Source organism: Ectothiorhodospira shaposhnikovii (assembly GCF_016584105.1).
GTDB lineage: Bacteria > Pseudomonadota > Gammaproteobacteria > Ectothiorhodospirales > Ectothiorhodospiraceae > Ectothiorhodospira > Ectothiorhodospira shaposhnikovii.
In genome coordinates this window covers 37,501-52,786 of sequence record NZ_NRSM01000011.1, presented here as the reverse complement: position 1 = coordinate 52,786, position 15,286 = coordinate 37,501, and the positions used below count along the sequence as shown (strand labels likewise).

General features: G+C 55.0%; 10 protein-coding genes (1 of these 10 cut by a window edge). All 10 read left to right on the top strand.

Annotated elements, in window-relative coordinates; translation table 11 throughout:
• Nucleotides 1-52 precede the first annotated feature (52 nt).
• Tightly spaced (at most 17 nt apart), the 10 genes in view from CKO35_RS08015 to CKO35_RS07970 form a layout consistent with a single transcriptional unit that may run on beyond the window.
• On the top strand, nt 53-757 hold the full coding sequence (locus CKO35_RS08015; RefSeq protein WP_200174488.1) for a hypothetical protein: 705 nt from the start codon (nt 53-55) through the stop codon (nt 755-757).
• Entirely contained in the window at nt 744-1,283 is a 540-nt protein-coding gene (locus CKO35_RS08010) for a P-loop NTPase family protein (RefSeq protein WP_200174482.1), read from the top strand. Before CKO35_RS08015 ends, CKO35_RS08010 begins: the two co-directional genes overlap by 14 nt.
• 10 nt (nt 1,284-1,293) lie before the next feature.
• The gene (locus CKO35_RS08005; protein WP_200174480.1) at nt 1,294-5,460 is read left to right on the top strand and encodes a hypothetical protein; all 4,167 of its coding nucleotides are present in this window, start codon (nt 1,294-1,296) and stop codon (nt 5,458-5,460) included.
• A gap of 3 nt (nt 5,461-5,463) precedes the next feature.
• The gene (locus CKO35_RS08000; protein WP_200174479.1) at nt 5,464-6,954 is read left to right on the top strand and encodes a restriction endonuclease subunit S; all 1,491 of its coding nucleotides are present in this window, start codon (nt 5,464-5,466) and stop codon (nt 6,952-6,954) included.
• Complete coding sequence (locus tag CKO35_RS07995; protein WP_200174477.1) at nt 6,951-9,434, top strand: PglZ domain-containing protein; 2,484 nt, start codon at nt 6,951-6,953, stop codon at nt 9,432-9,434. Before CKO35_RS08000 ends, CKO35_RS07995 begins: the two co-directional genes overlap by 4 nt.
• A 3-nt stretch (nt 9,435-9,437) precedes the next feature.
• Nucleotides 9,438-11,255, top strand: coding sequence for an HsdM family class I SAM-dependent methyltransferase (locus CKO35_RS07990; RefSeq protein ID WP_200174471.1), 1,818 nt, complete (start codon nt 9,438-9,440; stop codon nt 11,253-11,255).
• The gene (locus CKO35_RS07985) at nt 11,252-13,225 is read left to right on the top strand and encodes a helicase HerA-like domain-containing protein (RefSeq protein WP_200174464.1); all 1,974 of its coding nucleotides are present in this window, start codon (nt 11,252-11,254) and stop codon (nt 13,223-13,225) included. The genes CKO35_RS07990 and CKO35_RS07985 overlap by 4 nt, the downstream gene beginning before the upstream one ends.
• Nucleotides 13,226-13,242: 17 nt before the next feature.
• Nucleotides 13,243-14,496, top strand: coding sequence for an ABC-three component system protein (locus CKO35_RS07980; protein WP_200174462.1), 1,254 nt, complete (start codon nt 13,243-13,245; stop codon nt 14,494-14,496).
• Nucleotides 14,493-14,987 (top strand): three component ABC system middle component, encoded by a 495-nt coding sequence (locus CKO35_RS07975; RefSeq protein ID WP_200174460.1) that lies wholly within the window; start codon nt 14,493-14,495, stop codon nt 14,985-14,987. The genes CKO35_RS07980 and CKO35_RS07975 overlap by 4 nt, the downstream gene beginning before the upstream one ends.
• A protein-coding gene (locus CKO35_RS07970) for a DUF3732 domain-containing protein (RefSeq protein ID WP_200174453.1) crosses the window boundary here: on the top strand, nt 14,984-15,286 show its beginning. It continues 1,644 nt past the right edge of the window; 303 of the gene's 1,947 nt are visible here — the first part of the coding sequence; it begins with the start codon at nt 14,984-14,986; the stop codon falls past the right edge of the window. The genes CKO35_RS07975 and CKO35_RS07970 overlap by 4 nt, the downstream gene beginning before the upstream one ends.

Genomic DNA, 15,286 nt, shown 5'->3' with positions numbered 1-15,286 from the left:
GGATAAGCAGTTTTCAACTATCGGATACGGATTCCTTCTGGAAGAGACTCTCATGCTGCTCGACGCCGCATTGGAGAGCAATGACGCGCAAGCTGTGCGTGGCTCCTGTATCCAACGTTGGCCTCAGAAGTCCGAGTCCAACAAGGAAAAACTGTGGCAACACATGAAATATCGCTTCCTGGAAATCGAGAACAACTCGATCAAAAACACTTCGTTCCTGAAGATGTTTCGAAAGATTCGCAGCAATGATGAAGCGGTTCAGGATCTGGTGTTTTTCCAGCTATGCATAACTACCCCGATTCTTTTTGAAACCCTTTCACTTTTGGTTACAGACAGCTTTCTGAATACCGGCGAGGCCGTTTTCTCTCGCTATCACCTCGACCAGCTCCTGGAACGTAAATACGAGCGCATGCCTCAGTCAACTCGAGATCGAGTGCGGTCGATCCTCGTTAAGGCAGGACGCCTGAAGCTTTCGAAATCCAATTACTCGGTGACCACCTACTGCCCAACCGAGGCCGTTTTGGGCTACGCGCTCTATCACGACGCATCAAAAAACGGTTGGCGGGCACCATCAACAGCCACGGTCATCAACGAAGGAACCATCGCCCCCATCTTCATGTGCAACCGCGCCTTGCTGATTGCCGGGGTCAACAAACTCGCAACCAAGGGACATTGTGACTATCACCGGCACGGAAGCACGGATCAAGTTCAACTGATTCATCAATCGCTGGAGGAGTATGTCGATGCCTGGAGATAACAAAACGACTCCAGCTCAGGCCAAGGCGCTCAATGAGCTTATAGGATTGGTCGGCGAAAGCCACGTTGGCGGCCGGACTCTTTGCTGCCTGATAGGCGGTCAAGGTTCTGGAAAAACATGGCTTGCGGAACACATAGCATCGCTGGGCGATTTCGGGCAGGTCCGATATGTGAGCGTGAATGACATCGTTCTCGACCTGCTGGCTAAAGATCCCATGTTTGCCGAAGTGTTTGAATTCAATGCTACAACCATCACGGCGGACCTTAAACGCTACGGGAACAGACTTCGGAAGGCGGTACACGACCTTGTAGCCGAACAGCTATTGCCAGAGGGACTGACCATCCTCGATCACCTGGAACTGGTTTTCGCGCTCGGCATGGACCCCATGACCACCTGGTACAACGATGCCGTGGGAAAAAGAAGAATTTTACTGGTGCTGACAGGACGAATGGCTGGTCAGCTTTGCCGCTGCGGGCAGTACACCCTGACTCGCGGAGATCAACCAATTGTGGAGATGGAGGCCTGATATGCCACTCATGAAGGATATGTTTGATTTCACGCCCGTCAGTAGCTGGGTGGAAAACTTCAACGAGTCGACTCACGATTCGGCCAGCCGGACGCGGATTTTCGAAAGCTTCGTCATGCTGCCCGAGGTTGAGGAGTCGGCCCGAATTATCCTGGACCGAATTCACCGTAAGCAAGGTCGCGGCTTCTTCATCACCGGTCTATACGGTTCCGGCAAAACCATCTTCATGGCATGGCTATCCGCCATTCTGACCGAACCGACGCTGCGCAAACAGTTCCTCGATACCAAGCCCGAATGGGGCATGGATGCGCTCGCACCACGAAAATTCCTCACGATCAACTTTACCGCCATTGAAGTGCCTGACGAGACCCTCGAGCAGGCTTTCTGGAACTCGGTTACTGACCACCTGCGCCACCTCTCGCCGCCAGTAACGGCGACTTTGTCCAACACCGATGCCTATCTGGATACCTTTTTCAATCACACCGCCAGCGGCACCCGCAGCGATGTCGAGAACTGGATTCGTGACAACCGGAGTCTCTCCGTCGATCAGCTTCGCTCCTATGACAAGGAATATCAGAAGACCATCATTGAGCAGGCTGTTGCCGCCCTGAACATTCAACTCGTTCAGGACCGCACCACAGTCACGGAAAAGGTCAAGAAGCTGGTCGAGATCGCCAAAGAACGCGGCTACGAAGGCGTCCTGGTCTTTATTGACGAATTGTATCTTCACCTGATCCAAAGCGACGAACACTTCAACCGGGGCACTGCTTTCCTTGGACAACTGGCCGAAGCTGGACTGGCCGGGGATCAACCGTTCTGGATTTTCGGCGCGGTTCAGGAAGAAATTCAGGCCATCGCTCGCCAAGCCGGGCGCAATTACGATACGGAGTTGATGGGCAAACTCTCCGGGCAATCCGGCCGCTTCCAGTCCATCAACATCCCGGTCACGCAATTTCATCGCATCTACAATCACCGGCTGTTTCGTGAAAATTCCAAATGCGTTCATAAGCTCGCTGATGCCTTTAAGGCTGAAATTCAGCCGCATTTCCGGGGAGCCTTTACTGACTTCCTGAAACGGTACTTCCGCGAACGCGAACCCATCACCGACGAGGCAAAACACTTTGCCGACGTTTATCCGATGCATCCCTTCGGGCTGTACTGCCTCACCGCGATCACCAACCGGGGCGGCAGATCCCGTGGCGCACTGGGATTTGTCCAGGAATTCATTGAAAGACGCCTGCAGGATACCAGCGACTGGAAACGTATCGCGGTGCTCGACGACGTGTTCGACTACGAGGACCTGCGTAACAAGATCATCCAGGACGATCCTGAGATGGCCAAGTATTACGGGATGTTTGAGCGCTTCTGCAGCACGGCCAGGGACGAGGTCCTGTCCCGCGTGCCTTATAAGCGCTGGTCGGACGCCGATCAGGCGGCCGCCAAGGTAGCGAGCGAACGCCTGATCAAAGCATTGATCGTCCTCTCCATGGTTAAGGAAGAACTCACCGTTTCGAAGCTGAATGACGCGCTCTTGCTGCGATGGCCCGGCAAGGAAAGTGACCCCGCTGGAAGCGACCAGGAAACGGCCCGAATCCTGGAAAAGATTGCCCAAACATTTCCGCCCCTTCGTCAGAAAGGCAGCGGGGATAATCTGAGCTTTTTCCTCTCGGTTGAAGGTGACGGGGGCGAACGCGAAGAGCTGTTGGTTGAAGTCGAGCGGGTCAAGAATGGTTTCGCACCGGATATTCAGCTTGAGAGCGCCTACCGCTCCCATCTTGAACTGTTCCTCCGCTTCCCGGGCAGTCCGCTGGGCGGCACTGTGCCACCACAACATGGTTTCTCGACCCAGGTGGATGTGGATTGGCAGCGAACCCGCCGCTCCCTGGACTATCGGCTTGAACCGGTGACGGCGCTCACCAACGACCACGCAGTCATCGGCTTTGTTAAGGACGTGCCCGCCACCAAGGCGTTGCACCTGGCCGTACTCTACCCGTCAGCCTCGCCGCTCGATGTCGAGATGGACGCAGTCCGTCATGGCAACGGACGGACCCTCGTATGGCTACCGGCCACATTGCCAGCCCAGGATATCGATGAGCTCAAACGTAGCATGGCTTTGGTCAAACTCTTTGGCGACTACCAGTCCCAGGTTAACGCGGGCGGTGCTTCGCAATCCGTCCGGCGCAAGCTGGAGCTGCTGGGCGAATGGATTGACCTTCCCGCTGGAACCAAATCGGCCCAGCCTGCCCGCAAGGCCACGGAGATTTTGCTCGAATCCTTTGTGAACGGCGAAATCCGCCAGTGGAATACCAAGGACCAAGCCTGGGAAATCCTCTGCGAGCCCGCAGAACTGCTTTCCCTCTACCACAGCATTCCGCAGAGTGAACGCTCTCTGGAACGGCTCCTGGAAAAGGTCGCCACCAAGGCTTTAGCCAAGGTCTTCCACTTTCATCCGGATTTCCGGGAGGCCTATTCCTTTAGCGCGGACTTGAGCAATCAGATGCGCAAACGCATCCTCGAAGCCATCTGGAAAGGGCGCGTGACCGATGGGGATGGGACTGCCAAGGCTGATCTTGAAAAGCACCTTGCGCCGCTTGGTTTGCTCAACACCGGTGTGCCCGGAGAAGTCTCGGTCACACTGGCCGCCAGCAGCGTGGAAGCCTTCAAAAAGGCGAAGGAGCGGATTCGGGACAATATCCGCAAGGCCAACCCGCCTGCCACCAGCATCGCGGAAACCCGCAAACGGTTGAAAACCACGGACCTGGGATTGACCGACACCTGGGTGGATATCCTGATCACGCTGCTCATCAGCACTGGGGAGATCAGCGGCTTCACCATTCACGGCAAGACGGTCTCTCAGGATGATCGCACCATTGGCAGCCCGGTTGACTGGCTCCAGGAGCTGGATGAACTCCGTCCCGGGACGCGTCCGGATGAAACCCTGTGGCACGACCTGACCGAGTCGCTTCACGCCCTTGGCCTTTGGAAAGAAGGCACCGGTTACAGCCCGGCAGCCGCCGAGCGCCTTCTTGACCTCTTGAAAGAGACGGAAACCCGTGCCCGGCACGAGTTCCGCCAGGCCGAACAGGCGTTGCAAACCTGGCCCGGAGCCTCGGTTCCCGACGCCATTTCCGAATGGGCCGACATCTTTGCGCTGCCCGAGGATGGTAGAGAAAGCCGGGTTGCCTGTTATGCCTCGGTGCGTGGTGCCCTGCGCGACATGCTGGGGCTTACCGAGGACGACGATATCGAGGCGGCCAATCGTTACACTTGTGTCGAGGAATTTGCTCACCGCGTGCGGGAAGCCCGCGATTTTCTGGATCGCATTTCCGAACTGGCCAGTCTCACCGGCAAACTTCGTGAGCTCAAAGCACTGGGCGTCCCGCCCACCATTGAAAAGCCATGCCAGGAGCTACTCGACAGCATCGAGACCTACGTCAAATCCGCTGGCGCGTCCGGGGAAATGAGCCGTATCACCGCCGAATGGAAGGATCTGCACGAGCTCTACCTCAACCAGTACCTGAGTGAACACGCGGGCCTGCACAATGATCTGAAAGCTCTCCGTGATGCCGTGCTCGCCAGCCCAAGCTATCAGGTGCTTAAGGACCTCTCACGGGTGGAAGGGCTCAGCGCCCATTTCAGCCCAGCCTTTATCGAAGCCCAACTGACCGATCTGTTGACCCAGGTTGGCGTGCAGCAGGTATGCGAGCAGAGCCTGGATGACGTGAAGAACGACCTTTCCGACCGCTGGGTGTGTTCCGCCTGTGGCTACAAACCCGGCAAGCGTCTGGAACTCAAACCGGACCATTTCCTGGAATTGGTCGAGCGCGGCATCAAGGAATACCTGGACCATGTGCGGGGCTGCGAAGCCGAGCTCCGAGATTACGTCAGTGACACGCCCGCAGCAAATCTTTTGCTAGGGTTGCTCAGCGATCCCGCAGAGCAAAGCGCTCTCGATTCGTTGCAAGACGCCTCCATGCGACAGCACCTGGCGGCCGCCCTGGCCGAGGCGGAAGCGGTGAAGGTGAATGTCGATGATCTGTTGGACCAGCTAAAGCCGCGCCTGCTTGGTTTCTTCAAGGGCGGGCGGCGTGAGTTCGAGCAGTATGTGCAGGGCGCACTGGGTGAGCTGCTGAAAAAGAACGATTCGGAAGAAGAACAGCCTTGGAAGGTGGAGTAAGCAATGCCCATCGTTAGCGAAAAACCCCTGATCGAAATCCTGTCGCCCGAAGAGCAACACGACAGGTTTGATATCAACTATTACCTTCCAGAGTTCATTCACGCGGAACGGTACATAGAGAATTGTGATATCGAACTCACGACCTTGGGTGATGTAATGACTGATGACGCCAGCTACGGCGTTCTTCCGCCATCTTCAAGCTATTTGGAGGAAGGCGGCATATCTCTTGTCAGATCATCAAATGTATCCAACAGCGGTATTGATTACGAAAGTGCCGTAAGGGTCCCATCTGAATGGATTAACTCCGAGCGTGCTCGAATAAAGAGTAATGACGTGCTCATTAGCATTAAGGGTGCTCGAGCATTCTTCGACATGTGCGTTGCTTCAGACAACCCTCCAGATGCAATCGTCAACGGAAGTATTTTCAGATTCCAGTGCAAAGAGGACTTTGACCCGAAGTTCGTAGTCTTGTGGCTATTGAGCGAACCAATACAATCGCTCGTTTTTCGCGAAAGAGCCAATCTAGGAATTAGCTACATATCGAGTGACGTTTTGAGCTCAATTCCATTTCCAAAGCTATCAATGCAAGAGCAAAGGAACATATTGATTGCACACGCTCAATGCATTAAGTCTCTTGGTTTGTTTGGAGATCAAATAGAGGTCCTGGAAAACAAAATCCGCGAATCTAGTTCAGATTTATCACAAGTATTTTCTGATGCCCTTGAACTCTCTCCGATTCAAAAGCCTGTTGAAAAGCGTGTTTTTCTCTCTCGACAGGACAGATCAGTTGAGCGGCTGGACGTAAAGGGAAATCAGGAATCTCTTTTGAATATGGTGGCCGAACTTAAAACTAATACCAACTTTCGCTCACTCAATACAATCGCGGACTACATCAACAACGGTGCGGCCAGTAGAGAATATTGCGATAGCGAAGATGACGGCGCACGTCGATATTTGCTTGTCGCCGATGTCAAAAATGGAAAGATTACAGATGATAAGCCTGTTTTTGTTTCTTCAACAAGCTATTCGCGCAAGCTGAGTAATGAATTGCTTCTGTTCACAAGGAAAGGCACTGTCGGAGAAGTTGCAATCCCAACCGAAGAGCACGCTGATTTTATCCCATGCTCCGAGATAATGTTAATCGGACTTAGCTCCATTTCAAATGCAGGGAGAGAGCTAATAAGGGTGTTTTTTCTGACCGAATATGGACGCCTCCAGGTGTTTTACAACTGTTCTGGGGGCCAGATGCCCTCAATAAGTCAAGACAGGGTTGGAGACATCATGGTCCCGCATGTCCCCGAAAAACAGTGCGAAAGCATTCTTAGTAGATGCCGAGTTATTTTCGATAAGACTGAGAACATAAATCGTGAAAAGCATGACGTTATCAACAAGCGTTCCGAGCTAATGGATGTCCTGTCTTCTGATTTGCTGGGATTGTTAGGTCCTGATTTCGTGGCAAATTACCAGAAGCAGGTGAAGGAGGCACTGCAATGACCGCCATGGAACAAGCCTTGGCTGGCATGTGGCGCAGCCGTGATCTGAAGAAATTCTATCTGCTAGTCAATGACGTGCGTGGGTATTTTGCCGAAGCGCCCACCGAACTGCTGGTCGATGGCCAGGCCATCCCCGTGCATGTATGTGCCAATGAGTTTGGATTGCGCCGCCATACCGAACCCGAGCGTCGGCAACCAAATCCGCCCGCCCGTATCATCATCTCACGCCAGCAGCTTCAGCCGGATCATCTGCCGGACTTGCAGGCCCGTTCCAGCGTGTCGCCCCGCACGGTAACGGGTTGCGATATTGCCAAGGCGCTTGGCGTGCAGAATCCCCGGGCCTTGCTCGACCGGCTTCCCATTCCCGCATTCTGGAACCTGGCTCCGTACCTGCCGCAGCTCGGTGCTTACAGTCTGGAGCGCGTGGTGCTCGCCTCGCTGCTGAACGATCCCAGCGTGTTGTCTGCAGGCTGGGAGCCGGATCGGATTCTCGACAAGCTCTGGTACGAGAATGCGCTGGCACGGGTACGCGAGGTGCTGGGCTCGGTCGATGCGGATGAACGCCGGGCGCTGGAGCAGGAATTCCTCGACGTGGTTCGCACCTGGCTCGATGGGCCGCGCTTCGCTCTGGTCGAAGCCGCCGTGCTGGAAAGCGACCCGCCGCCGGTGCTGCCGATCTGCCTGCTCGCTTCCATTCTGGATGGCTGGAAGATGCTCTCGCCGGAACGGATGCGTACCTTCCTCGATGGCAGCGAACTGGGCGACCTATTTGTTGACGTGCTCAAGGACGAGCAAAGCCTGCACGGGCTTGCCGAATGGGGCCGTCGCATCACCCTCAAAGACGATGCGCCCTGCAAACAGGCGCTGCACTACCTGCAGCACGAAGTCTTTCCGAAGCACCCCAGTGCCGTCACCGAGTCCCTTGCGACAGTGGTCAAGGGCGTTGGCGGCAAAGGCTCGGAGCGCCTGCTGAATCAGCTCATCCAGGTCCTGGAGGCCGATGGCGGCATCCTCGCCCAGGGCTTGGCGGTCACCCTGCACGCGTTGCTCGATGTGGTTGTCAACGGCGAGCGGGCCGACACGCTTCCGCTTGAAAAGGCTCCCTGCAAGCTGACCGATGCGTTGGAAACACCGGATGCCCCGGAATGGGAAGAACTCTTGGAAGCCCTTCGCCGACATCAGGCTCGCGAGCAGTACGAGGACCACGTATCGCTGCTGGAAGCGATGGTCACGATTCACCGGCTTACGGACAAGGCCGAGGCGGCGGTGAAGAATCTCGCCAGCCTGGATTGGAAGGCCTGGCTGGCGCTGGTGGATTCGGTGTATCTGCCGCTCTCCACGATGGCGCTGGAGGCGGAACGGCGGTCCAGCCAGTTGCCGGAAAAGGTCAATGTCTTTCGTATCACCCAGCGGGCGAAAAAGGCCTGCGACTCTATTCGCATCGCCTGGGCGGATTTCTATGTGCAGCCGAGCCGTGGACTGCCGAAGTGGTTGAGCGAACGCAAGTTCGCAGCAGGCACCTGCAGACCTTGGCTGAATAGCGATGTCATGGAATCTGCGGTCAAACCACTGCTGCAGGATTCCGAGATCAAGCAGGTTTATCTGCTGGTCTTTGACGGGATGAGCGTGGCCAACTGGACGTTGCTGCGTGACCGCTTCCTGATGATGCCGGGACGTGAGCTGTTTCGCCCTTACCAGTCGCTGGGACCTGAGTTCCGCGCCTGCACTTATCTACCCAGCATTACCGAATATTGCCGACAGGCCATTTTTGCCGGAGCGCCTCCGGCGGAGTTCCGGAGCTGGCCGAATGGGAAAAGTGAACCCCATCTGCTCGAGCGTTGCCTGGACAACCTGGGGCTTTCGCCTTCCTCCTGGTGGGATCGGGACAAGAATTACCTCTGCTACAACGAGAAGGACGCCAACGCCGACACCCTCAACAGGAAAATGCGCGACCTGGTGGATGCGCCCGGGCGCTTCAAGGCGGTGGTGTTCAACCTCCAGGATCGGCTTCTGCAGAAGGGCATGTCGAGTCTCCAGGAGATCATGCTGGCCTATGTGAAGGAGGTGGCACTGCCCCACCTGCGCAGGATCGCCGCCCAGGACAAGACGGCCGTCGTCATCACGGCCGACCACGGCTTTACCTGGTACAACACTCAGCACGTCATTGACGATTTGAAATCGGACAGCGGCCCCGGACGGGATGTCTTCATCCATAACCGCTGCCTGGAATACAAGACAACCAACCGCACCAACGTTGGCCCTGTGGATGTAAAACGAATCGAACCGGTTGCCGACTACGGCCTTCCAGCAAGCCTCAATGCCGTTGAGCTGCCCTTTGGGCACGACAGCTATGGCTGGCCTGGTGCCAAGCAGACATCGGCAGGCAACCCCTACAAGGTTCAGGGCAACGACCATGGTGGATTGACCCCGGAAGAAACAGTCATCCCGGTTGCGGTGTACATAACACGAGGAGCGAAATAGCAGATGGCAACTCTTGATCAGTTCAGAGAATTTCTGGTCTCGGACCTGGGCTTCAAAGCCCACCAGATCAATGACGGTGATGGTTCTGGCGTGGCCACGACGGTTGAAGGGCTGGACGAGAAAGCCGCGTTTCTGGTGTCAACCAGCGTCGGCAATTGCTATGCCGCCTTCAAGCATGAAGGCTCGGCAACGCTGAGTGAATCCGAGGCTAACCGATACAAAGCCCTCAGCATTCTCATGCCCAATGGTCCGGCAGCCTATTGCGTCATCGAGGTGGCAGGCCATTTACGCATTTATCTTGTCGAAAAGGGGAATGAGATTCATGACGAGATGAAGGACTGGGATGACGTTCGCGATGCCGAAGACATGGTGCGCGAACTCAAGCCAGACGTAGTCAAGGGTCTGCAGCAGTGGGCGCAGAAAACACTCCATACGGAAAACAGCCTCTCCCGCTTCGTGCAACTCATGAAGGGATGCTGGCAGGACATCTGGGACATCGAGAACAAGCGCAACGACTGGATCTTCGACGAATTCACGCGCTTCCTTTTTATCAAACTCAATGAAGACGCAAAACCCAGCGGGGGCTTCACCACCGCCAAGTTAAAGTCGTATTGCGAGCAAAACAAACACATGGGCGACAAGGCCGCCCAGAACTTCATCAACAACCTGTTCGATGACCTGAAGGGGCACCATCCCGAAGTCTTTACTGACGAGAACGAGCGGGTACTCAGCAAGGCGGCAACCGTTGAGCGGGTCATTGCCCGTCTTGAAGGGATCAACCTGAAAGACACCCAGGGCGATGTGCTTGGCCGCGCCTTCGAAATCATGCTGTCCGATACTTTCAAGGGTAAAGACCTCGGTCAGTTCTTTACACCACGAGAAATCGTCGCCTTCATGCTGGACCTTGCCCGGGACAATCCAGACGGCCCGGCCTTGGACATCGAAAAAAGCGAGCGCTTTCTGGATGCCTGCGCAGGGTCAGGTGGTTTTCTGATCGCCACTTACGAGGACGTGTACAAGCATGCACTCTCCAACGGCGTGGAGCCACGCAAGAAAGATCAGCTCCTAAAGCGCCTCGGCCAGGAAACCTTCTTCGCGTGCGAGATTGAAGAGAAGGCGGCTCGCCTTGGGAAACTGAACATGATCGTTCACGCCGTCAACGCGCAGAACGCTCAGTGGCTTCACCAGAACTACCTCTACAACGAGGAATACGGTGGATTGAAGCCGTTGATTGAATACGAGGTCGATTTTGGAGAGGGAAAGAGAAAACAGCAAATAGGGCCGGACAGCATCGATCTCGTACTGACCAATCCGCCATTCGGCAAGTCCGTCAAGACCGAGGGCATCCTGCTGGACTATCAGTTCGGACATGAGGTCAAGGTCTTCAAGTCCAAGGGCCGTCCACCGGAAAAACGGCCGAAAAACAGCCAGGACAGCGAGGTCCTCTTCATTGAACACTATCTTCGGGTGTTGAAGCCGGGCGGCAAACTGCTCATCGTTCTTCCCGACGGTGTGTTGTCGAATGCCACCGCGAAGCCCGTTCGGGATTACATGCGTGAGCACGCCATCATCAAGGCCGTGATTTCTCTGCCCAGCGAAACCTTCGCATCAACCGGAACCTCCATTCCGACCAATGTGGTGTATCTGCAGAAGAAGCGCCCGGGAGATGTTCAGGGCGATATCTTCATGGCGCGGGCTGACTATGTCGGCCGCCGGGCCAATGGCGACCCGCTCAAGGAAAACGACCTCCCGTTCATTCTTGAAAAATTCCGTGAATGGCAAACAGGAACACTTGAACTCCCGGAGGAGGATAACGAGTGAGCGAGCTTTATATCGGAAAGCATCTCGATCCCAATGGGATGCCGGGAGAGCTGTACCGCCACAAGCTGAGTGATCTGATCACTCACACCTTTATTTGTGGCGGCTCAGGCTCCGGCAAGACGGTAATGGGCAAAGCCATCATTGAGGAAGCAGCCCTCAAGGGGGTTCCCTCGATTATCGTGGATCTCAAGGGCGATTTGTCTTCCTTGGCGCTTGCTTTCGGAGAACTGGCAGCCCCGGCCGTTGCGCCATGGGTCGAGGTGGAAGACAAATCTACGCTTGGTCGCGCCGCCTTGGCTGAAGCCAACACCTTTCGGAAACGGCTATGGGATTGGGGACTTGCCGAAACCAACGTGCGGGAGTTTTCCAACCAGGTAGCCGTTGAAATTTTCACCCCCCGCAGCGAGCTCGGCCGCCGGGTATCCATTCCGCTCATTTCTTCCCCGCCGCCGGACATCAATAAACTATTTGACGAGGACCCGGATACAGCTTCGGTCATGGTGACCAGCATGGCGGAAGCACTGGTACGCCGGGTGATTCCATCGGGACAGCGGGACCGGGAAACGGATTTTGTCACCGCTCTCATCGAGCACGCCTGGCGCACGGGTGTTGATCTGACTGGCGAGGCAGGTCTTGGGCAATTGGTATCCATGATTTTGGAACCGCCCTTTGCCACCATTGGTGTGCTGGGGATCGATGACCATATTCCAGAGAACCGGCGTCAAAAGCTTGCGCAAGCGGTGAACGGCCAACTCGTCGGCGCGGCAGCCAACTGGGTTCGTGGCGAAGAGATGAGCATCGACAAGCTGGTGGGAGCCAACCGTGTCGACGGCAAGACCCAGATCAGCGTTATCAGCCTCGCTCACATCACCGACTTTGAGGATCAGAGCTTTGTTGTCGCCCAAATTGCCTTTGCAATTAACGCCTGGATGCGTAAGCAAGGTAGCGCTCCCGGTGGAAACAGGCCTCGCCTGTTGTTCTTCCTGGATGAGATCGGCGGTGGCGGTGGAAAGACCGCTTTCTATCCCACTTACCCCTATACAAGCACATGCAAACCCGCACTGAATATCCTGGTCAAGCAAGGACGCGCCTTTGGTGTCGGCTGCATTCTGGCAACACAAAATCCCGGGGATATTGACTATAAGGGCCTTTCGAACTGCGCCACCTGGATCGTCGGAAAACTGCAGACAAAAAGAGATAGGGACAAGGTTCGTGAGGGTTTGACCGACGCGGAGTTTTCACCTTCCGACTTGGCGAAGAAGCTCGCACGGCCCAAGACAGGCGAGTTCATGCTCCTGAACAAGGAAGGCGATGTCCATTTCATCAAGGAACGCTGGCTGCTGACCTATCACTGCACGATGAGTCCGGAGCAGCTTCGCCGCTATAAAGCCAAGGGGTTGGCTCCCTATGAAGGCTCACTGAATACGGACATTGCCTTCGAGGACTTCGAGGAGACCATCAAGTCCGACGAGCAGGAAGAAATCCAATCGCTTTGGAACGATGCCAAGGACGCTATCGGGCAAGCCTGCAACCTGCTCGAAAAGATTCTCGATCACGACATCAATTCCGAGAAGGCACGTATTTGGATATCCATCCTGCGTGACCCGGATGGATTCAATCGCCGCCTTCAGGAAGCCCAAAGGCAGCTTGCCGAGTATGCCGAAGCGGCTCCCAGCCCCAAGGCTGGCAAAGGCCAAGAGCCCAGCAGCTTGATGGCATTGCTCTCTGAAAAAAAGAGCACAAGCCAAGGCCCATCGTTCAACGATAATCGCCCGGTGCCGAACCCTGCTTCAACGCCCCCACCGTGCGATAGCATCCTTGTGGAGGACGATGGCAGCGTGACTTACAAAGGCCAAAAGTTCCAACTTTACCGCAGATACGCTGGCAAATCCGTGGCGTTCATCGAGGAAGATGGCGTACTGAAATTTTCGATCGAGGGCAAGGTTCTCTCAAAGAGCTTCAAGCTGTAGGGAAAATGGAGGCTGACATGCAAGACAGATCACAATATTCGGCGGCAGCATCTCTGCTCGGGTATATCTACCAGTGCCGTCTTGCCTTGTTGGAATCTCTAAAACGTTTGAAATCTGACCCGGATATCGCTGTTGCAATCGAGACTCTCGACGACGTTGTGTTCGAAAAGGACGGCAGCCCCACCGAAGTCATCCAGGTTAAACATCACATTGCCCGGAAGGCCAGTCTCACCAATGCGAGCACTGACCTTTGGAAAACCATCAGGATCTGGTGCGACCTGTTTTCCGGAGGACTGTCTGAGGAAAATTCAATTCTATGCCTGATGACGACAGAAGAGTCAGCCGAAAATTCTGCTGCACGTCACTTGCGCATCGAAGGAAGGAATATTGCCGAAGCTGAGACTCTGCTGTTGCAGACGAGCCAAACGTCGTCGAACGAATCGAACAAGGAAGGGTATCAGAAGTTCAATTCGCTCACGCCGGAACAACGAAGGGCTCTTCTGGAGCGGGTTTATATCCTGGACAACTGCCCTTTAAGCAAGGATCTCCAGACCCATCTAAGCGAGGAGCTTTGGGGGCATTGTGAGAGGCAGTATGCGGATCACTTTCTCAAGTATCTGGAGGGCTGGTGGCTCCAGCGTGTCGTAGCCGGGATTGATGGCAGCGAGCTAACTGACATTGCCGACAAAGAAATCGATTCCGAAAGCCTCAAGCACAAGAAGCATAAGATCCTCAAGATAACCGGCCGGGAAATAGACGGCCAGCTTGATTCTCTCAGAGAGCAGTTCAAGTCGGACTCCCTACCGATTCATCCCGAGATTCAGTCAGCGGACCCGGATGTTACACCATTTGTGAACTTGGTGTTCGCAAAGCAGCTTCGACTAATTGCTCTGCCAGAGCATCGAATTCAGAGAGCAGCTAAAAATTTCTACAAGGCGGCAGAGCAGCGATCACGATGGGTCAGGGAGTCGCTCCTTATTGATAATGATCTGGAGCAATATGACGACATCCTTATCGAAGAATGGGCGATCCGATTCGACCAAGCAAAGGATTCCCTGCCTGTAGATCCATCATCTGATGATCAAATAGCTTCAGGGAAAAAGGTTTTTCAGTGGGTGGAAGCGGAGGCCCACATCCCAATTCGCCCCTCATGTCAGGAATCCTTCATAACCAGAGGCACGTATCAGATGCTCGCGAACCGCCTACGGGTCGGCTGGCATCCTGAATTCCAGTCGCGCCTGGTTGCTCAATCTGCGGAGGATAATCTATGAAGGAATGGGCGAACAGACCTCCAGAGATTGCAGCACTTTTGAACCCGGCATTTTGCGGGTTTCTGATGTCAACCGGTCTGGATGCATACACACAGAACGTCAACGAGGGTGCGCCGTATGCTTTTCCCTTCGTGATGTTGCCCCTGGTCCTGCACAAGCCGACAAGACAGGCATTCCCACGATCATCTCGCACGGCATTTTCCGCTTGGATCACCAATGCAGATACCGCAATAGCCAAAGTAGGCTTTGCAGAACGCGCAAAGAACATGGCTCCCTACGTCAAGGAAGCACTGGCCTTTGCCATGCAGCACAACAGTATCTATGTCACGGAGTCCGGGCGGCTCAAGACCTCGAATCCAGCTCCGAAGTCATTTCCCAATGCGACCCAGGAGGTCAATGAGTGTGCCCGTGCCGCTTTGATGTGCGGCAAGTGGTTTTCCATGGTCGGTGACTTCAAGACTGCAATGGCGCTACTGGGAGTAAAGCCATGAAATTTCAGATTCTTAATATTCTTGTCTACGGGGCGAACGGCCAAATTCGCTCCATTGAGCTCAAGCCAGATGCTGTCAATGTAGTAACCGGACAATCGAAGACGGGCAAATCTGCTCTTATTCACATCGTTGATTACTGCCTTGGTCGGAGGGAATGCAACGTTCCTGCTGGGGTCATCCGTAAGCATGTCAAGTGGTACGCAGTGAAGCTCCAAACCTCGTCGGGAGAGGTCTTTATTGCTCGGCGCAATCCTGAGCCTGGCAAAGAATCCTCTGAAGACATCTACATCGAGCGTGGA